This is a genomic window from Cystobacter fuscus (genome assembly GCF_044360685.1).
Lineage (GTDB): Bacteria > Myxococcota > Myxococcia > Myxococcales > Myxococcaceae > Cystobacter > Cystobacter fuscus_C.
Window position 1 is genome coordinate 10,570,571 of sequence record NZ_CP043491.1, and the last position, 25,857, is coordinate 10,596,427.

The 25,857-nt window shown below is 69.7% G+C and carries 19 protein-coding genes; 6 read left to right on the forward strand and 13 right to left on the reverse strand.

Annotation, left to right across the window (positions count from 1 at the left end):
- Window positions 1-39 precede the first annotated feature (39 nt).
- From F0U63_RS43265 to F0U63_RS43300, 8 genes are all read right to left on the reverse strand, one after another.
- Window positions 40-3,246 (reverse strand): AAA family ATPase, encoded by a 3,207-nt coding sequence (locus tag F0U63_RS43265; protein WP_395840186.1) that lies wholly within the window; start codon window positions 3,244-3,246, stop codon window positions 40-42.
- Window positions 3,243-4,499: an exonuclease SbcCD subunit D gene (locus F0U63_RS43270; RefSeq protein WP_395840188.1), complete on the reverse strand. Its 1,257-nt coding sequence runs from the start codon at window positions 4,497-4,499 to the stop codon at window positions 3,243-3,245. The genes F0U63_RS43265 and F0U63_RS43270 overlap by 4 nt, the downstream gene beginning before the upstream one ends.
- 72 nt (window positions 4,500-4,571) lie before the next feature.
- Entirely contained in the window at window positions 4,572-5,852 is a 1,281-nt protein-coding gene (locus tag F0U63_RS43275; RefSeq protein ID WP_395840190.1) for a TIGR04013 family B12-binding domain/radical SAM domain-containing protein, read from the reverse strand.
- A 29-nt stretch (window positions 5,853-5,881) separates the two neighbouring features.
- On the reverse strand, window positions 5,882-7,222 hold the full coding sequence (locus F0U63_RS43280) for a hypothetical protein (RefSeq protein WP_395840192.1): 1,341 nt from the start codon (window positions 7,220-7,222) through the stop codon (window positions 5,882-5,884).
- Window positions 7,219-7,569, reverse strand: coding sequence for a hypothetical protein (locus tag F0U63_RS43285; RefSeq protein ID WP_395840194.1), 351 nt, complete (start codon window positions 7,567-7,569; stop codon window positions 7,219-7,221). The genes F0U63_RS43280 and F0U63_RS43285 overlap by 4 nt, the downstream gene beginning before the upstream one ends.
- A gap of 75 nt (window positions 7,570-7,644) precedes the next feature.
- Complete coding sequence (locus F0U63_RS43290) at window positions 7,645-10,014, reverse strand: recombinase family protein (RefSeq protein ID WP_395833432.1); 2,370 nt, start codon at window positions 10,012-10,014, stop codon at window positions 7,645-7,647.
- A complete protein-coding gene (locus F0U63_RS43295) occupies window positions 10,011-10,436 on the reverse strand; it encodes a DUF5372 family protein (protein ID WP_395840196.1) in 426 nt (141 codons plus the stop codon). The genes F0U63_RS43290 and F0U63_RS43295 overlap by 4 nt, the downstream gene beginning before the upstream one ends.
- Window positions 10,396-12,060, reverse strand: a complete 1,665-nt coding sequence (locus F0U63_RS43300) for a hypothetical protein (protein ID WP_395840198.1) — start codon at window positions 12,058-12,060, stop codon at window positions 10,396-10,398. Before F0U63_RS43300 ends, F0U63_RS43295 begins: the two co-directional genes overlap by 41 nt.
- A 501-nt stretch (window positions 12,061-12,561) precedes the next feature.
- On the opposite strand from F0U63_RS43300, the gene F0U63_RS43305 reads away from it, so the two are divergent.
- Window positions 12,562-12,909 (forward strand): hypothetical protein, encoded by a 348-nt coding sequence (locus F0U63_RS43305; protein ID WP_395840200.1) that lies wholly within the window; start codon window positions 12,562-12,564, stop codon window positions 12,907-12,909.
- Here the strand turns inward: F0U63_RS43305 and mug are convergent.
- The 3 genes from mug to F0U63_RS43320 form a co-directional block, all read right to left on the reverse strand.
- Window positions 12,906-13,409: a G/U mismatch-specific DNA glycosylase gene (gene mug / locus F0U63_RS43310; protein WP_395848518.1), complete on the reverse strand. Its 504-nt coding sequence runs from the start codon at window positions 13,407-13,409 to the stop codon at window positions 12,906-12,908. The genes F0U63_RS43305 and mug overlap by 4 nt on opposite strands.
- A gap of 101 nt (window positions 13,410-13,510) precedes the next feature.
- Window positions 13,511-15,031, reverse strand: coding sequence for a pyridoxal-dependent decarboxylase (locus F0U63_RS43315; RefSeq protein WP_395840202.1), 1,521 nt, complete (start codon window positions 15,029-15,031; stop codon window positions 13,511-13,513).
- Between the two features lie 71 nt (window positions 15,032-15,102).
- Window positions 15,103-16,086 carry a polysaccharide lyase gene (locus F0U63_RS43320; RefSeq protein WP_395840204.1) on the reverse strand — a complete coding sequence of 328 codons (984 nt, stop codon included), beginning with the start codon at window positions 16,084-16,086 and terminating at the stop codon, window positions 15,103-15,105.
- Between the two features lie 235 nt (window positions 16,087-16,321).
- Between F0U63_RS43320 and F0U63_RS43325 the strand changes: the two genes are divergently transcribed.
- A complete protein-coding gene (locus F0U63_RS43325) occupies window positions 16,322-17,242 on the forward strand; it encodes a methyltransferase (RefSeq protein WP_395840207.1) in 921 nt (306 codons plus the stop codon).
- Here F0U63_RS43325 and F0U63_RS43330 read toward each other — a convergent pair.
- A complete protein-coding gene (locus tag F0U63_RS43330) occupies window positions 17,185-18,108 on the reverse strand; it encodes a dimethylarginine dimethylaminohydrolase family protein (protein WP_395840209.1) in 924 nt (307 codons plus the stop codon). The genes F0U63_RS43325 and F0U63_RS43330 overlap by 58 nt on opposite strands.
- A 65-nt stretch (window positions 18,109-18,173) precedes the next feature.
- On the opposite strand from F0U63_RS43330, the gene F0U63_RS43335 reads away from it, so the two are divergent.
- From F0U63_RS43335 to F0U63_RS43345, 3 genes are all read left to right on the forward strand, one after another.
- Window positions 18,174-19,115 carry an iron-containing redox enzyme family protein gene (locus F0U63_RS43335; RefSeq protein ID WP_395840211.1) on the forward strand — a complete coding sequence of 314 codons (942 nt, stop codon included), beginning with the start codon at window positions 18,174-18,176 and terminating at the stop codon, window positions 19,113-19,115.
- Between the two features lie 124 nt (window positions 19,116-19,239).
- Window positions 19,240-20,406 carry an acetyl-CoA carboxylase biotin carboxylase subunit family protein gene (locus tag F0U63_RS43340; RefSeq protein WP_395840213.1) on the forward strand — a complete coding sequence of 389 codons (1,167 nt, stop codon included), beginning with the start codon at window positions 19,240-19,242 and terminating at the stop codon, window positions 20,404-20,406.
- A gap of 147 nt (window positions 20,407-20,553) precedes the next feature.
- Window positions 20,554-21,579, forward strand: coding sequence for an arginine N-succinyltransferase (locus F0U63_RS43345; RefSeq protein WP_395840216.1), 1,026 nt, complete (start codon window positions 20,554-20,556; stop codon window positions 21,577-21,579).
- A gap of 18 nt (window positions 21,580-21,597) precedes the next feature.
- On the opposite strand, the gene F0U63_RS43350 is transcribed toward F0U63_RS43345, so the two are convergent.
- Window positions 21,598-22,614, reverse strand: a complete 1,017-nt coding sequence (locus tag F0U63_RS43350; RefSeq protein ID WP_395848519.1) for a transglutaminase domain-containing protein — start codon at window positions 22,612-22,614, stop codon at window positions 21,598-21,600.
- Between the two features lie 76 nt (window positions 22,615-22,690).
- Here F0U63_RS43350 and F0U63_RS43355 point away from each other — a divergent pair, with 76 nt between their 5' ends.
- Window positions 22,691-25,855, forward strand: a complete 3,165-nt coding sequence (locus F0U63_RS43355; protein WP_395840218.1) for an ABC transporter substrate-binding protein — start codon at window positions 22,691-22,693, stop codon at window positions 25,853-25,855.
- Window positions 25,856-25,857 lie beyond the last annotated feature (2 nt).

Here is a 25,857-nt window from a genome sequence, read left to right on the forward strand (position 1 = left end):
ACAAATATGGAAAGCAGTGTTCATGGGACCGTCAGGCCGTCAGCGGTTCACTACCCAGCGCACCACTGGAGCCACTTCATCCGAGGAGTCCCTGCGCGAAGCAGCGGCCTCGCCTCTCGCGGGCAGTTCCACCACCCGGGCGCCCTTGTCCTCGAAGAGCTCGCGCAGCCACGGGTGGCAGGTGAAGGCGATGACTTGGTGGTGCGTGGACAGCCGGGCGAGGAGCTCCAGCGTGCCCCGCGCGCGCCGGGGATCGAAGTTGACCAGGATGTCGTCCACCATGAGCGGCAGCGCGCCACGCGTCTCGCCGAAGTCCTGGATGACCGCCAGCCGGAACGCCAGGTAGAGCTGCTCGCGCGTGCCCCGTGACAGCTCCTCGGGGCTCCAGTCCCGCCGCGCTCCGGTGACCCGCAGTTCCCGCGAGCCCCCCGCCGGAACGAACACGCGCCGGTAGCGGCCCTCCGTCAGCGCCGCGAAATGCTCCGAGGCGAGCTGGATGACGCGCGGCTGCTGCTCCTGCTCGAAGCGCCGCCGCGCCCGCGCCAACAGGGCCAGCGCCAGCCGGTCCTTCGCGTAGCGCGTGGCCAGCTCCGCGGCCCGTGCCCGCAGGCGCTCCTCCTGGGTGCGCAGCCGCGCCAGCTCCTCGTCCCCCTCCCAGCGCTCGAGCTGGCTTCGGGCGGCGCCATAGTCCGTGTGCAACTGCTCGAGGCGCCTGGCGTGGGCCGGCTCCTGGATGCGCAGCTGCCCCAGCCGCTCGCGCAGCCGCTCCTCGCCTCCCTCCGCCTCGATGGCCGCGCGCGCCACCTCCGCCGTCAGTCCCGTGGCGGCCTCGACCCGCGAGCGCAGCTCGCGCCGCTGCCCCGTGAGTTCCTCGAAGCGCTCCGCCCGCCGCGCCCGCTGACGGAAGGACTCCTCCGAGTCCGCGCCGCCCTGGGCCAGCAGCGCCTCCACCTCCCGCGCCTCGGCCTCCCGCAGGCGCGAGAGCCGGGCCCACTCCCCCCCCAGGTCCTCCGCGCGCGCGCGCAGCTCCCGCAGCCGCGCCTCCCGCGCCTTGTGCTCCTCCAGGGCCGAGGCCACCCGCGAGGCCAGCGCCTCGACCGAGCCGCCCTCCGGCAGCCCCACCGCCCGGGCCTCCTCGTACAACCGGGCCACCACGGCCTCGCAGCCCGACTCGTCCGCGGCCAGGGCCCGCTCCTCCACGTTCAGCTCCACCAGCCGCCGCCGCTGCTCGGCCGCGTCACGCCACAGCTCCAGCGCCCGCTGCGCGGAGAGGTTCGAGGGAAATCCCCGCGCATCGAGCACGAGCGACAGCTCTCCCCGGAGCGTGCGCACCTGCATCTCGGCCCGCCGTCCCGCCAGCTCCGCCGCCTGGACCTCGCGCCCCGCCGCATCCGCCTCCGCCTGGCGCCCCTCGCGCTCGCGGCCGAGGTGCTCCACCCGCTCGGCCTGCCTCAGCGCGTCCGCCAGCGAAGCCTCCACCAACGCGAGCCCGGCCACCGGATCATCCGCGGCCACCCCCGCCTCGCTCGCGGCCAGCGCCAGCTCCCGCTCCACCGCCACGCGCCGCCCCATGAGGGCGTCCAACGCCGACTGCACCCGGGCCATCTCCTGCGCGTGCTGACGCTGGCGCGCGGCGTGGGCCTCGGCCATGCGTTGGTGAGTCCGCACGGCCCCCTGGTGCCCGAGCATCAGCGGCACGGCGAGCAACAACGCGCCCAGGGTGGCCAGGGCCCCCGCGACCGCGCCCGAGGAGACGCCCACCCCGAGGACGAGCACCACCGCCAGCCCCACGCCGAGCCACATGCCCAGGGGCGAGGGCGCCGCTCCGGGCTCGGGCTCGGACGAGGCGCGCAGTGACTGGAGCCGCTGCTGCAACTCGGTGCGCTGCGCCACCACCTGCTCGCGCTCCATCCGCAGCAACTTCACCCGCCCCAGCGCCACCTGCCGCTGGCGGAGCTCCGCCGCGGAGACATCCGGAAGCCGCGCCCGCTCCGCCTGGAGCCGCGTCAGCGAGGACACGATGCGCTCACGCTCTCCCCGGGCCCGGACGAGCGCCACTTCCGCCTCGCGCCGCTCGCCCTCCGCCTTGGACAGCCGCTCGGCGAGGGACTCCAGGGTGCCGCGCGCCGCCGCGCCCAGTTCCAGGGACAACAGCCCGGTCAGGTCCACCTCCAGGCCCAGCCCTTCCACCGCCCGCTCCACGTCCTGGCGCCGGGCATCGAGCGCCGAGCGCCGCCCGGGCAGCGCCCGCAACAGCTCGGCCCTCGCGGTAAAGGCCCCCCACGCCGAGCGCAGGGCCTCCTCCCGCTCGCGCGTCAGCGTGGCGGAGGACAACTGGCCGCGCTCCTCTTCCACCGCCCCGAGCAACGCCTCCAGCCGGGATTGCTCCGCCTGCAATGCCTTGCCCCGTTGCAGCAACGCCTCCAACCGGGGCACGCCCTCGCTCGGGAAGGACGACAGGTCGGGCAGCCGCGCCCATTCCTCGTCGAGCCGTGCCAGGGTGCTCAGGTCGCCCAGCGCCTCCTCCAACCGGGACAGCCGACGCAAGTCGCGCGTGCAGGTCTCCAGCAGCCGCTGCGTCTCCTCGCGCTCCCGCCCCAGGGACAGCAGCCGCTCGCGCTCCTGGAAGTAGCGCGCCGGCCGATCCTTCAGCTCGCCGAGCTGTTGACGGACCTCCTCCAATCGCAGCAGCACCTGATTGAGCTCGGGGATCTTGCCCGTCTTCTTGAAGATCTCTCCGGCCCGCGTCTCCAGGTGCTTCTCCACCTCGGGCAGCCGGCGCGCCCCCCTCAGCCCCGCGGCGAACAACGCCCGGGAGACCCCGTCTTCCTGGGACAGGCGCTCGAAGCTGGACAGCTCATCCAGGCCGAAGGCGAAGACCTCGCAGAACAGCTCCCGGGAGACGTGCGCCAGCGCCTCGTCCAGCCGCGAGGCGCTCAGCTCCTGCCCCTGCGCATCCAACACCTTCACCGTCTTCTTGATGCGCTTCACCACCAAGGAGCCCGTGGCCGCGCTCACGAACAATTCGCCCGCCCGCGCCCCCACCTCGGGCTCGTACCGGGACTCCGCGCGGCCCTTCTTGTCGAAGCCGAACAACATGCCCCGGAGGAACGCGAGCAGCGTGCTCTTGCCCGCCTCGTTGGGCCCGTACAGCAGGTTGAGACCCGGCCGCAGCTCCAGCTCGTAGTCCGAGAAGTGGCCAAAGCCCTGGACGCGCAACAGCTCGACCCGCAGTCCCCCCTTCATCCCGCCTCCTCCTCGTGAAGCTCCTCCACCACCCGTGCCCCCGCCTCCTCCACCCACTCCGGCCGGAGAGGCTCCAGCGCATCCACGCCCAGGCGCCGCAAGCGCTGCGAGAGCGCGCGCAGCTCCTCCTCCTCCGCCCACAGCGCGGCCAGGGCCTCGGGGTCGCCCGTCAGGGACTCGGCCTCGGCGAGCAGCGTGCCGGAGAAGCCTCCCGCGAGCCGCACCGCCTCCAGGTCCAGCGCGGGCCGGCTCGTGTCGCGCAGGGACTCGAGCAGCACGGGCGGGTGACGCTGGGCGAGTTGCTCGCGCACTTCCGCCTCCAACTGAGCGAGCGCGCCGGGCCGGGCCAGCTCGCGATGCAGCGGCCCCCGGTCCGTGAGCGTGAGCCGCACCGCGTGGCCCTCCAGCTCCGCCGAGCAGTCCGTGTCCACCCGCTCCAGCAGGGCGTTCACGAGCGCGTCGAGCGAGACGAGCCCTGTGAGGGGAACCTCCAGCCGGTGCCAGCGCACGGTGTCCACCGGGACGAACCGGCGCCGTGTGCGTCCGTCCTCGACATCCACCAGCACACAGCCGCGCTCGCCCGTCTCGTTGACATGCCGGCCCTGCGGATTGCCCGGGTAGACGGCCACCGCGCCACCGGGGAGCGGGTACTCGGCGCGGGTGTGCACATGGCCCAGCGCCCAGTAATCGAGCCCCCGCGCGGCCAGATCCTCCAGCGTGCAGGGCGCGTAGTTGGCATGGCCCTCCACGCCGCCCAGGTTCGCGTGCAGCAGGCCCACCGTGAAGTCCGGTGCCGTGCGGCCAAAGCGCGCCGAGAGGTTCTCGCGCACCTCCGCGTCCGGATAGGAGAGGCCCTGCACCCGGCACACGAGCCGTCCCTGGCAGCGGACCTCGGCCTCTTCCCACCCGGCGCCGAACACCTTCACCGACTCCGGCAGGCCGAGGGTGCCCGTGTCCCCGCTCAGGGGATCATGGTTGCCATGGACGATGAAGGTCTGGATGCCCGCCACGTGCAGCCGCTCCAGTTCGCGCCGGAGCGCCAGCCGGGCGCGCACCGAGCGATCCTTCATGTCGAACAGGTCCCCGGCGAGTAACAGGAAGGTCACGCGCTCGCGCAGGCACAGGTCCACGATGCGGGAGAAGGCCCGGAAGGTGGCCTGCTGGAACGCGCCCAGGAGCCCCGAGTCGACGGGCACGCCCCGAAAGGGAGTATCCAGATGCAGATCGGCGGCGTGGACGAACTTGAAGTGCATCGCGAGGGCGCACAGTAGCCGCCCCCGGGAGGTCCTTCACCTTCCCCGCCTCCTGGATGCCCGCTTACTGACTCAGCGCCTGGGCTGACGCCGTGTGGCGATTCCGTTCGCCAGGCGCACCTGCTGCTTCCAGTGGCCATACAGGCGGCCTTGCGACGCGAGCCGATCCAACTCCCGCCGGGTCTCGTCGTCCACCGAGCCCGGGGGCGCGTCGCGGTAGGGCGTTCCGGGCAGCGGCATGAACGTATGACCATGAACCTTCGCGCCCACGTGCGCCAGGCGCCGCATCAACTCCAGCGTCGCCCGGACATCCTCGGGAGTCTCCCCCGGCAGGCCGAGGATGAAGTCCACGTTGGGCACGAAGCCCCACTCCACAGCCAGACTCGCCGCGCGCACCACCGTCTCCACGTCATGGCCCCGGCGCGTCTCCAGGAGGATACGCTCGCTGCCGGACTGGCCCCCGATGATGAGGTTGTCGTTGTCCACGTAGCGCTTGAGCAGGGCCAACGCCTCGGGCGTCACGTGCTCGGGGCGCACTTCCGAGGGGAAGGTGCCGTAGAACACCCGGCCCTCGGGACCCATCGCCTCGCGCACCGCGGCGAGCATCCGCTCCACGGCCTCCAGGTTCATCGACTCGTCCTGGGTGCCATAGGACATGGAGGTGGGAGTGATGAAGCGCACGTCCCGCTTGCCCGCCTCGCGCAGCACGCGCGTCCAGTGGACGATGTTCTCCACGGTGCGGTGCCGGAAGCGCGCCTTGTTCAGGAAGGGCGTCTGGCAGAAGCGGCACGCGTAGATGCACCCGCGCGTGATCTCGATGGCGCCGAACTTCATGTTCCTCGCCGCGAAGGGCGGGTAGTGGTCGAGCACCACGCCCTCGCCCCGGCCCCGAGGCACCACGCGCCCCTCCACGAGCTGGGAGAAGCCCCGCGTCTGCCGGGGATCTTCCCCGCGCATCATCCGGCCGAGCAGGTCCAGGAGGATGACCTCGCCCTCGCCCACCGCCACGAGATCGAAGCCCGCCTGGAGCGTCTGTTCCGTCTCGGCGGTGGCGTGCACTCCACCCGCGATGCACAACACCTCGCGGCCCGCCAGGTGCTCGCGCAACCAGGCCAGCTCCTCCGCCGCGGCGGGGAAGCTCGCCGAGTAGAAGGACCATGCCACGACCACCTGGTAGCCCTCGTCGAGACACTCGCGCACCGAGGCCAGCAGGGAGTCCCGGTCCCTCGGGAAGCGCAGGGCCACGTCCCGCCCCACCGGATCGGACTCCACCGCTCCCGCCAGGACGGTGAGGGCGTACTTGCCCGGGTACTGGTAGCTCAGGACGAGCGCGACCTTGTTCGTGGAGGACATCGCCCACGAACCTTAACACGCGCTCCCGCTCAGGAACGGTGCCGCTCGGCCACGCGGTAGAGCTGGGTGAGGGAACAGTCCAGCAGCGACTGACACGAGCGCATGTAGTGGTGTGCCCGGACAAAGGGCAACCAGACGCGCCGGCCCACGAGCACCTGGGCCTCCTCGAGCTTCCGGCGCGGGATCCACTGGCCGCCCAGGCGGCTTACCAGCACTTCGCCGAGGTAGGCGCCAATGGCGGGCACGGCGTGCGCGTCGATGTTCCGCCGCTCGAACACCCTCGGGAACTCCTCGTGCCAGAACTGATAGTCCACATCCGTCAACGACTCAGGCGTTGCCTCGAAGACGGAAGGCACCTTCGTGTGCATTAGCGCCACCAGGTGCTCGGCGAGGTCGCCGTAATGCTCGCGCGCCGCTTCCGGGTCGTCCACGTCCGGAGGAAGGGCCGCATCAGCGGGGCGCCACTCCGAGGGCTCTGGTGGTTGGTACGCGTTGAACCCGGCGATCTTCCGCTGGCGCTCATGAATGGCGACGCCATCCACCACGCGTGAGAGGAGCGGAGCCACGTCCGGATGGAAGCGGGGTTGCACGGGGGCGAGCGCGGCGCTGCGCTCGCGCAAGGTGCGCAGCACGGTGGCGTAGTCGAGGTCCGGCCGAAGATGCACATGGGCGCGGGCCTGGGCCTGACGTGCCTCGTCGCTGGCGAGATCCACGATGGTAGGCCACGTCACCAAGAGGACGGAGCCGTTGGGGAGTTCCTCGACCCTCCAGGCCGGAGTGGACAGCATGCGCTCGCGACCAACGGTTTCCACCAGCTTCGGGCCGAAGACATTCAGCCAGAAGACCTCGTAGATTTTATCGAACCCATCCCGGATGGAGGTCTGCATATCGCGGCCAAAGCGGGGAGCATCCGCGGCTCCCCTGTCCGCGACACTGTGCGCCGAGGCATGGGACACCGGATAGTGAGAAGCCCAGGCGCGCAACAACTCCATGACCTGGAGACAGCGCTCCGCCTCCGCGAAGAAGGAGAGCGGTTGCACCGTGGCCATGATGTTCAATTCAGGAGCAAGAGGAGAGAAGGAGAGACCAAGTGACATCTCCAACGTGGGCCAGTGGGTGCGATAGAAATAGCTGCCGGTGCTTCTTTCGCCACGCCGCTCCTCCAGCGCATTCCAAAAGGTAGCGCGAGAGTATCTGCGCCGCCGCTTGCCGCTGACGACCTCTGGCATCCACCCACCGGAGTACCTCTCAGTCGCCTGGAGAAAGGGTTCCAGCGCGTCCTCCAGTGCCACCTTGGGCTCGAACGCACCGACAAACGTGAGCCGGAGACTGTCCTCCGCGTTCGAGCCGCGAAGCTCCAACACCTTCATTGGAAAGATACCTCCACTCCCGGCACGTCGATCCGGGCGCTGTTCACGGCGGCGTCCAATATGTCTACATCCCTGGGCTTGAGCTGGCCCCCCTCATAGATGAGACGAACCCTCGAGACTGTCACCTCGCTCCTTTCGGGGAGAAGGGGACGAAGGGAGGAACGGCGAATGTCGAGAGTCCTACCGTAATACCGCAGTGCTTCACTCGCGTCCGCAACCAGCTGCGCTGTCAAAGACTCTGGCCCCAGTCCCGAGAGGTCCCGGCTCTTGAAGCTGAATGTCTCGACGCGAGGCGGCCGTCCAGTGGACTCGCCCTCTTCAATGACGAGAACATCCGCGTAGCGCAAGCCAGGGCCCGGTTTCCTCACGCCCACGTACACCTCGACACGAGGCTTGTTGGAACTGGCATCAGAACACCTGTGTTAGTGGGAATCGATGTGACGACGGTGGTTTTGCTTGGACCCACGTGACCGCCTTCCTCGAGTGAGGGCTGCCTGGATGCGCTGCTCGACCGCGGGTGTCAGCCGGAAGCAGAAACTGCCCCCCGGCAGAGTGCGCTCGGGCGTGAGGATGCCCTTCCTTATCCAGTACCGCACGGTGTTCCAAGTTACTCCGTACTTCTCGACGAGGCCGCTAGTGGAGTAGCGGCCATCTGGCAGACGGCTCGGCGGGCGCGGGCGGCCACTGACGTGTAGGCCGGGCGGTGGCTTGCCCGGCTCGTAGCCCTGGGCGCGCGCCTTGGCCAGCAGCGCCTCCAGTTGGGGCGTCATCTCGAACCAGAAGGGCTCCGTCCCACGTTTGGGCATGGGCGTGCGGCTGTGCACGGGGATGAGCAGGCCGCGTCTGACCCAGTGGTGGATCATCGCGACCGTCACCCCGAAATGCACGACCAGTCCTCTGGTGGAATAGAGCCCCTGCTCGTCGCGCTCGGGCATTTGCGTGTTGCATCCTCCCGGGCGTCGCCCAGCAGCAATGTTGCGTCGCGTACGAAGGACCGCCACGAGCCGCGTGTTGAAGGCGCGGCGCAGGCCGCTCTTGAAGCCACGCCGGTTGAGGTCCTCGGCTATCTGCGTATCGGAGTAGTGCTGCTGGGCCAGGCGCCGGATTTCGGCGATGACCTGTGGCGGCGTCCTTCTGGCCTCATGCATGGTCGGCCGAGGTACCAGCAACTCCGTGATGGCCCCCGTCTTCCAGAGGATTCGGATGCGGATGGCGCGCTTTGGCACTTCCACCGGCAAGAGCACTACTTCCTGGACGAGCAGCCGCAGTATCCGTTTCTTGTCCGAGTTGGTCGTGGTCGGCGCGTTCCACAGGCCAGGCAGATCACGAGCGAGCGCCAGTATCTTCTTCTTGTCCTCTTCCGACAGTTCCAGCTTGCGCGTACTCCTGGCCTGCTCGTATTCGTGCTCCACCTGAGCGAGTTCCTGGAGCTTCTGATTCCAGCGTGTCTCCAGCGTGCGGGCCACTACTCGATTCTCCGGTTCCACAGCGTTGTACTGGCGCTCGGCGTGCTGAGCCTCGTAGCGCGCCCGCTCCAGGCGCAACTTCCACTGGCGGTCCACATCCGCGGCCTGCCGTTCGACTTCCTTGAGGACCGCCAATGAGAGGTCCAGCTCGGGCGGCGCGAATGCCGCGAGCATGGTCTCCACCACCTTGTCATCAACGCGGCGCGCGACGGTGGACCAGCAGTTTCCCTCACCGTAGTTGTGCCGGCTGCACTGATAACTGGGGGAGTGGGCGACGGGGTAGACAGGGCTCATCCGTCGGCCACACTTGCCACACAGCACCAGCCCCTGGAGGAGCGCCTGTCCATTGCGAGGAGCGCCGCGTCCATGGACATACCCGCTCCTGACCGCATTTTCTTCTATCCGTTTCAAGTTCTCCAGATGTTGTTCCCAGGTGATGTACCCGGGGTGTGCATCGCGGAAGAATGCATGCCACTGCTCACGGGCCTCGAGTTTCTCCTGCTTGCGACGCACCTCGCCTTTGACGAGGACACGCCGCTCATGGGTGCGTCCCCAGACGTAGGCACCGGCGTACACCGGATTGCGCAGGATGGAGAGGGCATGCGGGACGTCCAGCGCATGCCAACGGATTTCGGCGGGAGCGCCCCGGTGGGCATGCCGCGAGGGGAAGAGCAGCTTGTTGCGGGCGAAGTAACGCACGGTGCCGCTGACACTGCCTTCCAGGCGGAAGCGCTCGAAGAGAAGGCGGATGGCCTTCTGCACCTGCTCGTCGGGGTCGATGACGAGCGCGCCGTTGTCGAAGACGTAGCCGGTGGGAGGGGGGAAGACGAGCTCTCCCTTCTTGGCCTTGTGCAGGATGCCGCCTCGCAGGCGCAGGTGCATGGAGTGGCGCTCGGCGTCACTCATGGTGCCCTTCATGCCCAGCACCAGCCTGTCGTTGAAATCGTTGGCGTCGTAGACACCATCGTCATCGATGATGAGCGTGTCGGAGAGCGCGCACAGGTCCAGCAGCCGATGCCAATCCGCCGAGGAGCGCGCCAGGCGTGACACCTCCAGCGACAAGACGGCGCCCACCTTGCCGAGGCTGACCTCGGCCGTCAGCCGCTGGAAGCCCTTGCGCTGGGTTGCACTGGCGCCGCTCTGGCCGAGGTCCTCATCAATGACCTCGACCTGGGCGGCGTCCCAGCCGAGCGTCTTGGCCAGCTCCACCAGGGCGTACTGGCGTTCGGTCGACTCGCGATGCTCATGGACCTGCAACAGGGTGGACTGGCGGATGTACACCAGAGCGGGTCTGGCCAGGTGCTCGGGCCGAATCTTGGTGGTCATCGCTTGTCTCGTGTCTTGAGGGAGCTTCGGTGGTGGCCTTGAGCAGCACGTCGGCCAGCACGCCCAGCAGCTCGTGCCGGGCCGCCGCAGTCAGTGCGGCGTAGAGCGTGCCCGGCGGTGGCCGACCGTGGGGGCTTCTCGTTCGACGTACTACTTTTCTGGTCATAAGGCTGCGACCTATGCTTCAAGTCGTCAAGAAGGGCACTCAGCTCGCGGAGCGATTCAGGGTGTAGCTTCGGACATTTCCCTCGGAACTCGACCGGAGTGGGCCAGGGCCTCAAGTCCGTCCAGTCCTCGGGGAGCTTGGCGGGTCGGCCATCAGGAAAGAGCAGCACGACACAAGGGCGTCCGAGGTGCCGGATGTGCTGTAGCAGAGGAAGCCTACGGCCTGCGAACGGATGGAGTGGATGGGTGATGACCACCGAATTTCGCGACCATTGCGACAATGAGGGGGTGCGTCGATGGGGGCTTGTTGAAGTCCCCGAGAAAGCGGCGCTGGGCCCGAGGCAAGAGCGCGTCCTCGCGCAGCACCTTCACCATGAGGCGCTCGAAGGTCAGCCCCCGGGCGAACCATCCCCACATCCGCTCGTAGGACTCCCATCGCAAAGGCCCCTTGGTGCTCTTGCCCTCCTTGAGTTCCCCCAGGCGTCTCTCGTAGTACTCGACGTACTCACGCCAGCGTGGATTGCCTCGGGCCTCGGGCGGCGGGACCTCGAGGGAGGGAGGTTGCCGCTCCAGCACCGTCACGTCCCTGGACAGGCGCGGGCCCGTGGCCTCCAGTTCTACTCGCGCCAGTTTGGCCTCCACCACCTCGCGGGTGAGGCCCACGTGCTCGTCCACCAACGAGGCCAGGCCCCCGGCACGCGCCGCACCGCGCCCCACCTCCGAGGAACCCGTGGCCCCGGGCCTGGCCTTGGACATCAACGCCTGTGCCCTCGCCACATCTCCTCGGGCCTCGCGTAACGCCAGGGCGGCGTCCACGCCTCCCACGGCCACGAAGCGACCCGCCTCCCGGCTGGCTCGGATGTCCCGGGCCAACTCGCGCATCCCCTCCCCACCCAGCAGCCCCTCCAACCGCCGCGCCACCTCCTTGAGGCCCCTCAACCGCAGTTCCATTGCCTGGAGCCCGTGCAAACGGTGCGTCCCGCCCACCGCGCTGCCACGCGCCTCGGACAGGACGCGCAGACTCCGCCCGCCCGCATACAGCGCCCCCAACAGCATCGCGGGCGCGAGCTCGCGTGTGGCCTGCTCGTACTGGCCCTGGGACAACGAGGAGAGGCCCTGGCCCGTACCGGCCACCAGGTAATAGAAGCCCAGCGGCACACCGAACGTCGCCGCATCGAGGCTTCCCACCGCCACGCTCCCTGGAGCGAAGTGCCTGAGCGCCAGGGCTTGCTCCACCTCATGAAGGGCGTCCCGGTAGGGTGCGGGCAACTGCTCCCGCCTCGCGGAAAACTCGGTGTAGCGAGCGCCGTCACTCGCCTGGCTGGAGGACAGGGCATCCCGGGCCGCGCGACCCAGCCCCCGCAGCACGTCACTCGCCCGTTCGCTCCTGTCCGGGTACGCCGAGAGCGACAACCCTCGCGCCTCCAACTCCTCGCGCACGGCGGGCATGAGCGCCAGCGTCTGACCCAACTGTTTGTCCCGGGCCAACAGCCGCAGCACCGCCGCTACGTCGTCGTCATGGGCCGAGTGCAGGACGAAGAGGGCGAACACCTCCGCGTAGAAGAGGCCGTAACGCTCGGTGGCGGCGAGCAGGAAGGCGACACGCTTGCGGTGGAGGATTCCGGCGGCGTCCTCACGCACGGGCCCCAGGGCGCCGAGGCGAACAGCGGACCAATCATCCAGCGCCTCCACCAACCGGGGCATGTCCACCCGCTGCTGCAATGCCACGTACTCGCCGGGCGAGGCACACGTCAGGAAAGGGGCCAGCAACGCCTCTGCGTCGCCAGAGGACAGGTCGGGCCAGCCCGGCGGCACGGGCACTCCCCCACAGGCGAGCGCATCCCCCGCCTTGCCCTCCACCGGAGAACCATCCGTCGGCATGGAAAGGCCGCCCGCCCCTCCCGTCGCCCACGTCGAGATAGGCGAAGTGGCCGGCCATGGCGGCAGGTCCATACCGCTCGTCAGGCTCTCGGGCGATGCCGTGGCACACCCCGCCAGGAACACGAGCACCGACAAGGCGAGGAGCACCGGGACGACGGCTGGCGTCGTGACAGGACTCCTCGTGGGAATGAATGAACGGGTTTTCGTCGGCATGACAGGCGCATCTCTGGCGGCACCTCCATCCCGAAGAGGACGACGAGCATGCGCGCAAGAGCCTGAACGTACCACTTTGGTGGGTACGGCCTTCCGAGACGCGACGCGTAGGGTTCCCACACGCCCAACCGCTCTCAAGGGAGTGATTCCATGCGCCTCGCGTCCCTTCTCCTTCCCTCGCTTCTCACCAGCGCCTGTGGCCCTGGTGAACACATCTCCGACAACGCCCCGGCAAACACTGTCGTCTCCCTTCAAGAGCGCCCATCCGAGGCCACCGCCGCCCTCACCTTGACGAAGACCCACGACTGCCTCCGGTTCGTCCACATCGACACCGACATGACGAGCTTCAGCATCGCTCACATCGTGAACGTCATGTCGGACGGAAGCGTGATCTCCACTTGTCACCTGGAGGGTGTGCTCCAGGGAAGTGGCTCCAGCGTGTTCCGGGGCGATCAACCCGAGGCCCAAACAGGTCAATGCACCGTCCACGCGTCCGCCAATGGCACCCCGACCGGCGAGAGCTGGACGCTGGACCTCAACGCCACGAAATACCGAACGGACAGCCTGGGCACCTACCGTAAACAGGGCAGTCCCCAGGATGGACTCGTCTACGCCCTGGCATGCAGCACGCGTTAGCCACCCGCCTCCACCGCCAGACGCAGCTCTCGGAACATCCGCGCCAGGTCCGCGGGGCGGTAGTGCGCGTTGAGTCCGCTCGGATTGGGAAGCACCCAGACGCGGGTGCCCGCCAGCAGCTCCGGCTGCAATCCCAGCAGGGCCTTCGGCTTGCCAAACGCCGTGCGCCACGCGCCGATGCCCAGCACCGCGAGGTAGCGCGGCTGATAGCGCCGCACCTTGGCCTCCAGCTTCCGTCCGCCCTCGGCGTAGTCCCGCGCCGTCAGAGAATCCGCCGCGACCGAGGCCTCCTCCACCACGTTGGTGATGCCATAGCCGCGCACGAGCAACTCGCCCTGCTCGTGGGGGGCGAGCAACCGGTCCGTGAAGCCCGAGGCGTACAGCGCCGGCCAGAAGCGGTTGCCCGGCCGCGCGAAGTGGTGGCGCACCACGGCCGAGTACACGCTCGGGTTGATGCCGCAGAAGAGGACCTTCAGGCCGGGAGCGATGACGTCCACCATCTTCGCTCCCACCGCGGCCAGCAGCTCCTCCTTCGTGGGTCTGTGAGTCGACTTCAGGCGTTCCTCCCGGTGACTCGACCTCTACCGTCGGGCCCGCCCCGCTATTCCCCACTCCCCGCGAGCGCCACGAGCCGCTCCCAGACCGCGCGCACGTGCCGCTCCTCGGTGCGCACCGCGCCGATGGCCAGGCGCAACACGTAGCGCGCGGGTGCCCCGTCCACGCCAGGCAGCACCGTATGGGAGAGGAACGCCTGGCCACTCGCGTTGAGCCGCTCCAACAGCAGGCGGTTGCGCGTGTCCGTGTCCGCCGGCGCCTCGCCCGGCCGGGGCTTGAGCCGGAAGCACACCAGGGCGAGCGAACGAGGCACGGCCAGCTCGAAGCGCGCGTCCTCCTCGACCCACGCCGCGAAGCGCTCCGCCAGCCGGATGTGCTCGCGCACGTAGTCGCGCAGCCCCCGGGCCCCATAGTGGCGCAGCACGAACCACAGCTTCAGCGCGCGGAAGCGGCGGCCGAGTGGCACCTGCCAGTCCCGGTAGTCGATGACCGCACCGCTCGCGCTGGCCGCGTTGCGCAGGTACTCGGGCGTCACGCTCAACGCGTCGATGAGGGCCTTGCGGTCCCTCGTGTAGAAGGCATCGCAGTCGAAGTTGGTGAGCAGCCACTTGTGCGGGTTGAAGGCGAAGGAGTCCGCCACCTCCAGCCCCTCGCGCAAGCCCGAGTACTCGGGGCACAGCAGCGCCGAGCCCGCCCATGCCGCGTCCACGTGCAGCCATCCGCCCGAGGCGCGCACCCCGGTGCGCTCCCACACCTCGCCCACCGCGCGCACCGGATCCATCGCCCCCGAGGACGTCGTCCCCAGGGACGCGCACACGAAGAAGGGCTGGCGGCCCGCGGCCAGGTCCTCGCGCACCGCCTTCTCCAGCAGGTCCGGGCGCAGCGCGTAGCCGCCGTCCGTGTCGATCTGCCGCAGGTGCACACCGTCCTGCGCCCCGCTCGCCACGCCCGCGAGCATGGCCGCCTTGAGCACGGAGGAGTGCGTCTGGGTGGAGGTATAGGCCACCCACTCCGCCTCGCGGCCGAGCGCGCGCCGCGCCCGCTCACGCGCCGCCACCAGCGCCACGAGCACGGCCTCGCTGGCGGTGCCCTGGATGACGCCGCCGCCCGTGCCCGAGCCCGATTGGAAGGAGGTGGGCAGGCCGAGCAGCTCGGCCAGCCAGTCCAGCACGCGCGTCTCCATCTCGGTGGCCGCGGGGCTGGTGGACCAGAGCATGCCCTGCACGCCCAGGCCCGCGGACAGCAGCTCGCCGAGCACCGCAGGCCCCGAGGCATTGGACGGGAAGTAGGCGAAGAAGGAGGGGGACTGCCAATGGGTGAGGCCCGGCAGCACCACGTCCTCCAGGTCGCGGAAGATGGCCTCCCAGCCCTCGGCGCCCTCGAGGCCCTCCTCGGGCGCATGCGCGGGCAGCTTCGCCGCCACCTCGCCCGGCGCCACCGCCGCGCGCACGGGGAAGGACTCCAGCCGCGCCCAGTAGTCGGCGATCCAATCCACCATCCGGTGGCCCAGCCGCCGGAACTCCTCCGGGCTCAGGTGGGGCACCGCCTTCTCACGCGCATCACTCATCTCGGATTCCTCCTCGCGGGGTGCCTCTTACGACAGCCCCACGAGGATGGGTAGCGAGCGCGAGGGCGCGTCTACCGGCGCCGCCACCGCCGCGGCAGCCCGGCGAGTCCCAACAGCGCCAGGACGCCGAGTGCGCCGCCGGTGCTCGAGCACCCCACGGCGTGGGCCTGCTCGCCCGGCGGAAGCACGGTTCCCGTTCCCGGCGTGGGCGACGAGGAGTCCACCGGTGTCTCGCCCGCCGGAGGCACTTCCGTCCCGGGCCCGGACCCGGGCGTCCCCGCGTCCACCGGCGCGGGCGTGCCCGCGTCCACCGGTGCTGGCGTCCCCGCGTCCACCGGCGCGGGTGGGGGCGCTGGAGGGGGCATCACGTCCGCCAGTTGCGTCGCCTGCGTGTAACCATCGTGGTAGACGACGCCCACGGGCTTCACGGTGTCGCTGCGGTAGAGGCCCAGCTTCAGGTAGACGCCATCGCCCTCGTACAGCGTGGCGTGCTTGTACTTGGACAACACGCGCTGGCCGTTGAGCCACAGCTCCACGAAGCCCACGGACGCGTCCGAGGACCACTTCACGTGGAAGACGAAGTCCTGCCACACGCCGCGCACGAGCTTCGTCTTCCAGGGCGTGGCGCTGTCGGCGAGCGTGAGCCGCATCTCCTCGCCCTTGACGAAGAATTCCACCGGCGGCGAGCCACAGCACCCCGAGTGGTGCCACTGGGTGAAGACCTGCCACGCGTCCACGCTCGGGTAGTCCGAGGGGAACATCACCTGCCAGCGGTAGTAGTACTCCGAGCCCTCCTTCTCCTGCCCCTGGTAGACGAGTTCGTTGCGATTGCCGCTCGAGTCGATGGGATCATCGCCCTGACGCACCGTGGCCTTGAGGGCGTATTTGCCCTGGAAGGCGGGCGACTGCACGATCTGCAACCGGTCCGCGCTCACCCGTTGCGCGCGGGTGTACTGCGTGATGCCTCCCGTCTCGAAGTCTCCCCTCCAGACGACGCCCGCCCACGACAGGCCCGGCATCAACACGGCGAACAGCGCAAGCAGGAGTCTTCTCAATGGGCCTCCTCGGAAACGTCTGGCATCCAACGGTGGGGGCCCACACTTTCATGTTCGGCTTTTATTTCAAGCGGCTGTTATTTCTATGGCCTTGACCGCAGAGCAGACAGGCATTGGAGCGCCTGGTGCCGGGTCTGTCGTCCGCCAACACGGACGCTGCAAAACTGTGCTCTGGAGGATGCCGGGAAACCGGCCCTTGCTTGACGGGGTGCTCGCGCGGCCAAAGGGTACGGGGGTGAATTCCCAGGACGAGGCCCTGATCGAGCTCGGACGCGCACTGCGCTCCGCCGGCTACCATTTCATCACCGTGACGCCCGAGACCCATCGGCGCGTCAACGCCCGCCGCGCCTCGGAGACGGCGCGCTCGCCGCGCGATGTGTTTGGCTGGAACCGGCCCTTCACCGCGGAGGTGCTGCCCTCCCCCATGCTGGCGCTGTTGGACCGCGCGCGGATGGTGGAGAAACAACCGGATGGGCGGCTGCGCAGCCTCGTGCGCTACTCCAGCCTGGGCCCGGGGCTCTACCTCCACGAGGCCTATCCCACGTCGCAGAAGGACGCCGTCTTCTTCGGTCCGGACACCTACCGCTTCGCCTCCCTGCTCACGCGCGTGCCGGGCCACTTCCGGCGCGCGGTGGACGTGGGCTGTGGCTCGGGGGCCGGCGGCCTGTCCATCGCCCACCGGGTGGACACGCTCGTGCTCGCCGACGTGAACGAGCGGGCGCTGCGCTTCTCGCGCATCAACGCCGCGCTCAACGGGGTGTCCCACGTGGAGGTGCTCACGAGCGATGCGCTGGGCGGCGTGCCGGGCGAGGTGGATCTCGTCATCGCCAACCCGCCCTACCTGGTGGACGAGGGCGCGCGCACGTACCGCGATGGCGGCGGTCCCCACGGCGTGGACTTGTCCGTGCGCTTCGCCCGGGAGGCCCTGCGCCGCCTGTCCCCCCGCGGCACGCTCGTGCTCTACAGCGGCGCGCCCGTGGTGGATGGCGAGGACCAGCTGCGCGCGGCGCTCGCCCCGGTGCTCGCCGAGGCCCGGGCCCACTTCCAGTACGAGGAGCTGGACCCGGATGTCTTCGGCGAGGAGCTGGAACAGCGGCCCTACGCGAACGTGGAGCGCATCGCCGTGGTGTCGCTCGTGGCCACGCGCCCGGCGTGATGAATCTGTGACACGAGGCACGCGGCGCTGCCACCCGCCAGGTGGAACTGGTCCAACCGGACCTCCACCGGCCGGCGGCCCAGCGCTCGCAGCAGGGACATCACCTGGGGGGCCCGCGCGCCCACCAGCACCGTGTTGCCCACCTCCACGAGGTTGAGCCCGAAGACGAGCGCTTCCTCGTAGGGCACGCGCAGCACGCGGTTGACGCCCTCGGTGCGCGCGAGCGTGCGCAAGGCCTCGGGCGTGAAGGCCTCCTCGCAGACGAGCACTGTACCGTCGGACAACACGTGCAGCGCGGTATCCAGGTGGTAGAGGTGCGGATCGCGCAGTTCCAGGGGCGTCACCGGCGCGTCGAGGAAGACCTCGAGCATCATCGCCGCGCGCTCCGAGGAGCGCTGGCCGTAGCCCAGCAGCGCCCCGCTCGCCCGGGGCAGCATCGCCAGATCCCCTCCCTCGAAGTGCGCCGAGGGAGGGCTGAAGACCTCGAAGCCCAGGGTGTCCAACACACGCGCCCGCGCCCGCTGCTCCTGCTGGCGCTCGCCGTGGACGGGCGAGGCGAGCAGCGCCCGCATCCGCCCGCGCTGGGAGTGCAACACGGCGTTGTCCTTGGCGAACACGGAATCATACGCGCCGTGAACGAAGGGCAGGGAAATCAACTCGGCGCCGGCCTCGACGAGGGCGCGACGGTAGGCCTGATGTTGGGCTCGGGCGTGACGCCAGTTGACGGCGCCAATCTTCATATGTGGGTTGATGCTCCAAGCCACCTGATAGGCACAGTCCACCGTCTGGATGGTGCACTGATTCCTCTCACAACGAATCTCACTGATCGCGAATGTCAGCGACGACTGGCTTGTGACCGCGAGCATCCCCACCTTCTCCCCTGTATGTGCCTCGGCATCAGGCCGGGGCACCAGACAGGAGGGTGTGCACCATGGCGGGGTTTGGAGAGAGCGGGGGCTCGGAGAATGTGCAACTCGGTGCGCTCCTCGGTGAAGGGGCGAGCGAGCAGGAACAGAACGCGCTCCACCGGGTGCTTCTTCAATTCAACAGAACGCGTCTGCGGCCAAAGCTTCCGCATGAGGATTGGCGCGAGGAGGTGACGCGCGAGACGCGGCTGCGTCTGCTGGAGGGAGAGTTCGTCGAGCGCGAGCGCGCGCTCGTGGCCGAGCGGGCCGCCGAGGCGCCCGAGGAGCCCGAGGCCTTCGTGGCCTGGTTCGAGGAGCTGAAGCAGACGGGCCCGGGACAGGGAGACCCCCTCTTCGCGTGGCTCGCCACGGAGGCGCCGCTGGAGCCCTTCCACTGGTTCCTCACCCAGGAGTTCGCGGGCGAGGCGGGCTTCGATGACCTGGTGGCGCTGACGCAGGTGAAGCTGCCCACGCAGGCCAAGCTGGAGCTGGCGCGCAACTACTGGGACGAGATGGGCCGGGGCCGCGAGGACGCGATGCATGGGCCCATGCTGTCGCAGCTCGCCACGGCGCTCACCCTGCGCCCCACGGACGAGGGCACGGTGTGGGAGGCGCACGCGCTGGCCAACCTCCTCGTCGCGCTCGCCGCCAACCGCCGCTACACCTACCAGTCGGTGGGCGCGCTCGGCGCGGTGGAGCTGACGGCGCCGGGACGCTCGGCGTGCGTCAACGCGGGCCTGCAACGGCTCGGCTTCAAGATGCCGGTGCGGCGCTACTACGCGGTGCACGCCACGCTGGACGTGAAGCACTCCGAGGCGTGGAACCGCGAGGTGCTCAAGCCTCTGGTGGCGGCGAATCCCCGCGTGGCGCGGCCCATCGCGGAAGGCGCGCTGATGCGCCTCAACGCGGGCGCCCGGTGCTTCGAGCGCTACCGCCGCGAGCTGGGGCTGAAGCTGTCCCGGGCCTGAGACGCACACCGGCCCGTGAAGTGTCCACGGGGAGTCACCGGGCGGACGCGTCCCTCGACGTGACACCGCCCGGGGGCAGGGGAACGCGGCATCCTCCCTTCCCTGTCCCCGTGGTCGAGGCACCATGAACTTCGTCTTCATCTCTCCCCAGTTCCCGCCGCACTTCTACCTCTTCGTCCAGGCGCTCCGGGAGCAGGGGTTCCGAGTGCTCGGACTGGGAGATGCGCCCTACGACTCGCTGCGCCCGGAGCTGAGGGAGTCACTCACCGAGTACTTCTACACGCCCAACCTCACCGACACGGACGCGATGGTGCGCGCGGTGGGCTACTTCACCTGGAAGCACGGCCTCATCCACCGCATCGAGTCGCTCAACGAGAGCTGGCTCGCGGTGGAGGCCACCCTGCGCGAGCACTTCAACATCCCGGGACTGCGGCCCCCGGACATCGCCCGGCTGCGCAGCAAGTACGGCATGGCGGTGGTGTTCCGCGCCGCGGACATCCCGCATCCGCTGTGCGAGAAGGCAGTGGACGCTCCGCAGGTGAAGGCCTTCGCCCAACGCGCGGGCTACCCCATCGTCATCAAGCCGGACGTGGGCGCGGGAGCGGCGCGCACCTTCAAGCTGTCCTCGGACGAGGAGGTGGACGCCGCCATCATCCAGCCCCTGGCGGATGCCGTGGTGCAGAACTTCATCAAGGGACAGATGCTCACCTACGACGGCTTCGTGGACGCCAAGGGCCGCGTCGTCTTCGCCATCAGCCACCAGTACCTCGACGGCATCATGGAGGTGGTGAACGAGGCGCGCGACTCGGCCTTCTGGACGCTGCGCGAGCTGCCTCCGGAGCTGGAGGCCATCGGCCGCAAGACGCTGGCGGCCCTGGGCCTGCGCGAGCGCTGGTTCCACCTCGAGTTCTTCCGGGGAGAGGACGGGCGCTTCCTCGTGCTCGAGGCGAACCTGCGCCCCCCCGGAGCGACCATGACGGACACGATGAACTACGCGTGTGACGCGGACGTCTACCGGCTGTGGGCCCGCATGCTCACCGGCGAGGACATGGACGGCATCCGGCTCGAGGCGCACTTCCACGCCGCTCACATCACCCGCCGCCACCACCACCGGCACTACCAGCTCTCGCGCGAGCAGTTGCTGGAGCGGCTCGGCGGCAACCTCCTGCTCCACGGCCCCACGCCCCCCGCCTACCGGGTGAATCTGGGCGACGAGATGTACCTGGTGCGCTACACCAGGATTGAGGATCTGCATCAAGCCATCTCCTGGGCTCATGCCCAGGTGCGTTGAAACGTGTCAGGCAGCCGGGCGAGCACGAAAGCCAACGCAACGCGTCGCATCCGGAAGGACGGGAACGGCTGGCGGTTCCCCTCGGTGGTGTAAGGTGATTTCTCGCAGCGCCCTCTCCCAAGGGGGGAAAGAGGCGCGGGTGCCCCCATGCTCGTCTTGCGCGATGTCCAGAAGACCGATTTGCCCGGCCTGAAGCGGCTCGCCGCGGTGCTCAACACCGTCAACCTGCCCAACAACGAGGAGACGCTCGAGGCCATCATCGACAAGTCCGTGAAGAGCTTCTCGGACAAGGTGAAGGATCCCTTCGAGCGCGAGTACCTCTTCGTGCTGGAGGACGTGCGCAACGAGCTGATCATCGGCACGTCCATGGTCATCGCGCAGCACGGCACCTACGAGGCGCCGCACATCTACTACGACGTGTCCGAGCGCGAGCACTACTCGGCCAGCATCGGCCGGCACTTCCGGCACAAGGTGCTCTCCATCGGCTACAACTACGAGGGCCCCACGGAGATTGGCGGCCTGGTGGTGGATCCGCCCTACCGCGCCACGGCGGACAAGCCCGGCAAGCAGCTGTCCTACGTGCGCTTCCTCTTCATGGCCATGCACAAGCGGCTGTTCCGCCCGCGCGTGCTCGCCGAGCTGCTGCCTCCGCTGATGCCCGACGGGCGCAGCCTGCTGTGGGAGGCGTGCGGCAAGAAGTTCACCGGGCTGGACTACCAGGACGCGGACCGGCTCAGCCGGCAGAACAAGGAGTTCATCAAGGAGCTCTTCCCCTCCTCGGACATCTACGCCTCGCTCTTCCCCGAGCGCGTGCAGAAGGTGCTCGGCGAGGTGGGCCCCAACACCCAGGGCGTGCAGCGGATGCTCGAGCGCATCGGCTTCCGCTACGTGGAGCGCATCGATCCCTTCGACGGCGGCCCGCACTTCGAGGCCAACCTCGCCGACATCTCCCTCGTGCGCCGCTACCGCTCGGTGAAGCTGGCCGCGGAGGACTTCGACATGCAGGGGGATGACGTGCTCGTCGGCTACGAGCGCGAGTCGGGACGCAACCGCTTCCGCGCGGTGCGCACCATGGCCCGGCTGGACGACAAGACGGCCTACCTGCCCGCGCGCGCCAAGCAACTGCTGGACGCGCCCGCGGGCGCCCGGCTCTCCATCATCCCCTTCGACTGAGCCGCTCCCGGGCCCGCCTCACCGGGCGGCCGGAGCCCGCACCACTCGGTGCTCGCCACGCAAGAGCGCGAGCCACCGCTCTCCGGCCTCCACCGAGGGACGGCCAGGTTCCATCACGGCGAGCGCCAGGTGGGTGGTGGGCAGGACGGCGTCCAGCGACGTCGGATCCAGATCCAACACCCCACCCCCCTCGAGCCCCACGCGCACCCAGGCATGGGGCCGGGCCGGACCCCCGTCCACGACGAGCAGGCCCTGCACCAGCGCCACGCGCTGCCCCCGCGCCGCCGCCCGGGCCGCGAAGCGCGAGGCATGCGCCAGACACCCGCCCGCCTCGCCCTCTCCCGTGTCGCTCCAGTCCGCCGCGCTCGGCAGCTTCTCGGGAAAGGCCGCGTGGACCTCCCGCGCGAGCGCGCGTGCCGGCGCCTCCCGCCACTCCGTCAACCACGCGGGGCGCCGCGCGAGCGGCCAGGGAGGCTCGAAGCCGAGCACGCCCCGGCTGCCCTCCACCGGCACGCCGTCCACGAAGAGCTCCGGCGGCGCGCGCAGCCGCGTGCCCGGGGGCACCTGGGTGAAGCGCGATTCCCCCACCTCCAGCGCGACCATCCGCCCCCGCGAGTCATAGCGCGCGGAGAAGGGCTGGCCGAACAGCGTCCCCTCGACACGGTCCTCCTGGAGGGAGGTGACGCAGTGGGGCCCCTCGCGTCCGGACAGCTCCTCCCGGCCGAGCACGCATCCGCTCGCGGGCGGTTTGTGCCACAGCCACAGCGCCTGGGACACGCTCGAGCGGCCCACCACGGCGCCCTCCTCGCCCAGCGTCACCGTCTCCTCCCGCGTGCGCTGCCCCACGTGCTCCCCGCGGGTGTGCAGGTGCCGTGAGGTGTAGGTAAAGCGCCGGGCCTCGGGGGAGAGCGAGAGGGTGACGAGTCCGACCGGAACGCCCTTCCAGGCGAACACAAAGCGGGCCTGCTCGGTCGTGGGGGCCGGGGTCTCGCCGCCCCTTGCTGGCAGTGCGAGCAGGAGCACGGGCAGAAGCACGCGCCGGGCGCTCCCGCGCGACGAGATGAGGACCCCATGGGCGAGGCGGGATACGGTGGTGGGACCTCGGTCTCTCATGCACCTCTACAAGTACCTCCTTTCGTTCAGCGTCGTCATCGGGCTCACCCTCGGAATCCTGACGGGCGGACTGCTGCACCTCGTCGCCGGTCAACCCATGACCCCGTCGAGCTGGGCCGTGTTGCTGATCGGCACGCCGTTGCTGCTCATGGCGGCGACCTACGCCTTCTGGACGCTGTGGGCGAACCGGCGCCTGCAGGAGCGGGCCAGCCTGCTCACGCGCCTGGCCGAGGGAGACCTCACCAACAGCGCCTACAATGGCCTGCGCGATGAGCGCGAGGTGCGCCGGCTGCTCTACTCCCTGCGCCGGGCGCTCACCCAGGTGCAGCGGGTGACGGGCAACGTGCGCCGCACCTGCCAGGGCGTGTCCGAGGAGGTGCGCGTGCTCTTGGAGGCCGCGCACCGGCAGAGCGGCGCGGTGGAGCGCTCGCAGCAGTCGGTGCTCAGCATGGGCCAGAGCATGCAGGCGGCGGGCAAGCGCGTGACGCAGCTGGAGAGCTTCATCCAGGAGACCAACGGCTCACTCACGGACATGACGGAGCGGCTCGGACAGGTGGCCGAGGCGCTGCTCGCGCTGGACGACTTCTCGCACCGCACCACCCAGCAGGTGCAGGCCATGAGCGAGCGGCTGCACCACATCGCCTCCTCGGGTGACGAGCTGGGGCGCTTCGCCAGCGAGGCGGAGGCCTTCGTGCAGCTGGTGCAGACGGGCATCGACGCCGTGCGCCACCGCGCCTCGGAGACCAACCAGCTCGCCCACGCGGTGACGGCCACCGCCGAGCACGGCGCGGTGCTCGTCAACGACTGCGTGCAGGGCATGTACCGGGTGGAGGAGACGGTGCGCAAGACGGCCGAGCTGGTGGACTCGCTCGGCGTGCGCTCCACGCAGATTGGCCGCATCGTGGACGTCATCCAGGAGATCGCGGATCAGACGAACCTGCTCGCGCTCAACGCCGCCATCATCGCGGCGCAGGCGGGAGAGCAGGGCCGGCCCTTTGGCGTGGTGGCGGATGAGATCCGCAGCCTCGCCGAGCGCACCGCGCGCTCCACGCGGGAGATCGCCACCATGGTCAGTGGCATCCGCCGCGAGGTGGGCACGGCGGTGTCGCTGGTGAGGGAGGGCCGCGAGCAGGCCAGCACGGGCGTGCAGCTCGGAGACCGGGCCGCCGAGGCGCTGCGGGAGATCCGCGCCATCACCCAGCGCACCTTCTCGGCGGTGGAGGCCACGGTGGCCGAGACGAAGCGGCTGGATGCCCAGGGCTCCACGGTGGTGGAGGCCAGCCGCCGGGTGGCGCGGCGGGTGGACGACGTGACGCGCGCGGCCATCGAGCAGGCGGGCCACGGACGCGAGCTGGTGCACCAGACGCAGCAGATGGCCAAGCTCGCGCAGGAGGCGTCGCAGAAGGCGGAGGGCCAGGCGCGCACGGGGCGGGACTTGTCGGGCGCGGTGGTGCGCTTGAGCACGGCCATCGAGGAGATCCGCGCGGCGCACGGCGTGCTCATGCGCGGGGACACGGCCATCGCCGAGGAGGTGGCGCGGGTGAGCGAGGACGCGCTCCAGGTCATCCGCATCGGGGATGGGCTGAGCCGCTCGGTGCAGCAACTGGCGCACGAGGCGGCGAGCCTGGACGGCGAGGTGTTCCGCTTCCGGCTGCCCGCGCCGCGGCCGGGTGGCACGCTGCGCGCGGGCGTCCATCAGTCCGCGTTCCTGCACAACCAGGGCGGGTTGGATCCCCTCTTCGCGGTGGAAACCCAGGTGCTGGAGATGACCTGCTGTGTCTTCTCGCCGCTGCTGCGCCTGGATGATGGCGTGCTGGTGCCGGAGCTCGCCGATCGCTGGGAGGTGGATGCCTCGGCGCGCCGCTACCGCTTCCACCTGCGCCCGGGCGTCGTCTTCCACGACGGCACGCCCCTGAACGCGCGCGACGTGAAGCGCCACTTCGAGCGGTTGTTGGACCCCGCCGTGAACTCGCCGGACCGCACCCTGATGGAGGTCGTCGAGGGGGCCGAGGAGGTGACCTCGGGGCAGGCGCGCGAGGTGAAGGGGCTGGTGGTGGTGGACGACCTGACGCTGGAGGTCCGGCTCGAGGAGCCCAAGGCCTTCTTCCTCCAGTTGATGACCCTGCCGGGCGCGGCGGTGGCCCGGCTCGACGCCCGGGGGCAGATGGTGGGCACCGGCCCGTTCCGGCTGGTGGACTTCGGCACGGACCTCATCACGCTCGAGCGCAATCCCAGCTACTGGCGCGCGGGGCAGCCCCTGCTGGACCGGGTCGAGTTCCACCTGTTGGAGTCGCGTGAGCATGCCGTGAACGCGCTGCGCGAGGGCGCGGTGGACATCGTCTCCCACCTGTTCATGCGGCAGGTGGAGTCACTCGAGCGGGATGGGCAGCAGGTGCTCGCCAGCAACACGCCCTCCACGACGTTCCTCGGCTTCAGCATGCGCGAGGCGCCCTACAACGACGTGCGCGTGCGCAAGGCGCTGCGGGCGGGCCTGAACGTGCGCGGCATGGTGGACCAGTTCCACAAGGGGGCACGCCTGGCGCGCACGTTGACGCCGCCGGAGTTGTTGGAGGAGGAGATGACCCTGGGCGAGTCGGGCTCGGGCACCGACATCGCCCTGGCCGAGCGGCTGCTGCGCGAGGCCGGAGTGCGCACCCTGCCCGTCACCCTGCACCATCCCCTGGGCAACGACACGTCGCTCGAGGACGCCGTGCTCTTCCAGCCCCTGGTGGACGCGGGGCTGGTGGAGCTGCGGCACGAGGGGCTGCACGCGGACGAGTTCTTCGAGCGGCGGCGCAACGGGCGGCTGTCCGCCTTCCGCGTGGGCTGGGTCGCCGACTATCCCGACCCGGACAACTTCCTCTATTACCTGCTGCACTCCAAGGCCCAGCTCCTGTGCGCGTTGAACTACCGCAACGAGGACCTGGACCGGCTCACGGAAGAGGCGCGCATCACCATCGATCCCCAGAAGCGCAAGCGGCTCTACCGGCACGCGGAGCGGGTCGTCCACGAGGACTGCCCCATCATCCCGCTCTTCCACCAGCGCATGCACACGGTGGCCAACGGCCTGGTGCAGGGCATGCGGCTGCACCAGGCGCTGCCCCAGGTGCGCTTCGAGGAGCTGTGGCTGGACAGGCCGGAGGCGGCGGCCCCGAAGGACTGAGG

What these genes read in the sequence shown, in the direction of transcription:
- F0U63_RS43265 (WP_395840186.1), bottom strand. Translation starts at nt 3,246, where the DNA reads ATGAAGGGGGGACTGCGGGTCGAGCTGTTGCGCGTCCAGGGCTTTGGC.
- F0U63_RS43270 (WP_395840188.1), bottom strand. Translation starts at nt 4,499, where the DNA reads ATGCACTTCAAGTTCGTCCACGCCGCCGATCTGCATCTGGATACTCCC.
- F0U63_RS43275 (WP_395840190.1), bottom strand. Translation starts at nt 5,852, where the DNA reads ATGTCCTCCACGAACAAGGTCGCGCTCGTCCTGAGCTACCAGTACCCG.
- F0U63_RS43280 (WP_395840192.1), bottom strand. Translation starts at nt 7,222, where the DNA reads ATGAAGGTGTTGGAGCTTCGCGGCTCGAACGCGGAGGACAGTCTCCGG.
- F0U63_RS43290 (WP_395833432.1), bottom strand. Translation starts at nt 10,014, where the DNA reads ATGACCACCAAGATTCGGCCCGAGCACCTGGCCAGACCCGCTCTGGTG.
- F0U63_RS43300 (WP_395840198.1), bottom strand. Translation starts at nt 12,060, where the DNA reads ATGCCGACGGATGGTTCTCCGGTGGAGGGCAAGGCGGGGGATGCGCTC.
- mug (WP_395848518.1), bottom strand. Translation starts at nt 13,409, where the DNA reads ATGGTGGACGTCATCGCTCCCGGCCTGAAGGTCCTCTTCTGCGGCATC.
- F0U63_RS43315 (WP_395840202.1), bottom strand. Translation starts at nt 15,031, where the DNA reads ATGAGTGATGCGCGTGAGAAGGCGGTGCCCCACCTGAGCCCGGAGGAG.
- F0U63_RS43330 (WP_395840209.1), bottom strand. Translation starts at nt 18,108, where the DNA reads ATGCTCGCGGTCACAAGCCAGTCGTCGCTGACATTCGCGATCAGTGAG.
- F0U63_RS43335 (WP_395840211.1), top strand. Translation starts at nt 18,174, where the DNA reads ATGGCGGGGTTTGGAGAGAGCGGGGGCTCGGAGAATGTGCAACTCGGT.
- F0U63_RS43340 (WP_395840213.1), top strand. Translation starts at nt 19,240, where the DNA reads ATGAACTTCGTCTTCATCTCTCCCCAGTTCCCGCCGCACTTCTACCTC.
- F0U63_RS43345 (WP_395840216.1), top strand. Translation starts at nt 20,554, where the DNA reads ATGCTCGTCTTGCGCGATGTCCAGAAGACCGATTTGCCCGGCCTGAAG.
- F0U63_RS43355 (WP_395840218.1), top strand. Translation starts at nt 22,691, where the DNA reads ATGCACCTCTACAAGTACCTCCTTTCGTTCAGCGTCGTCATCGGGCTC.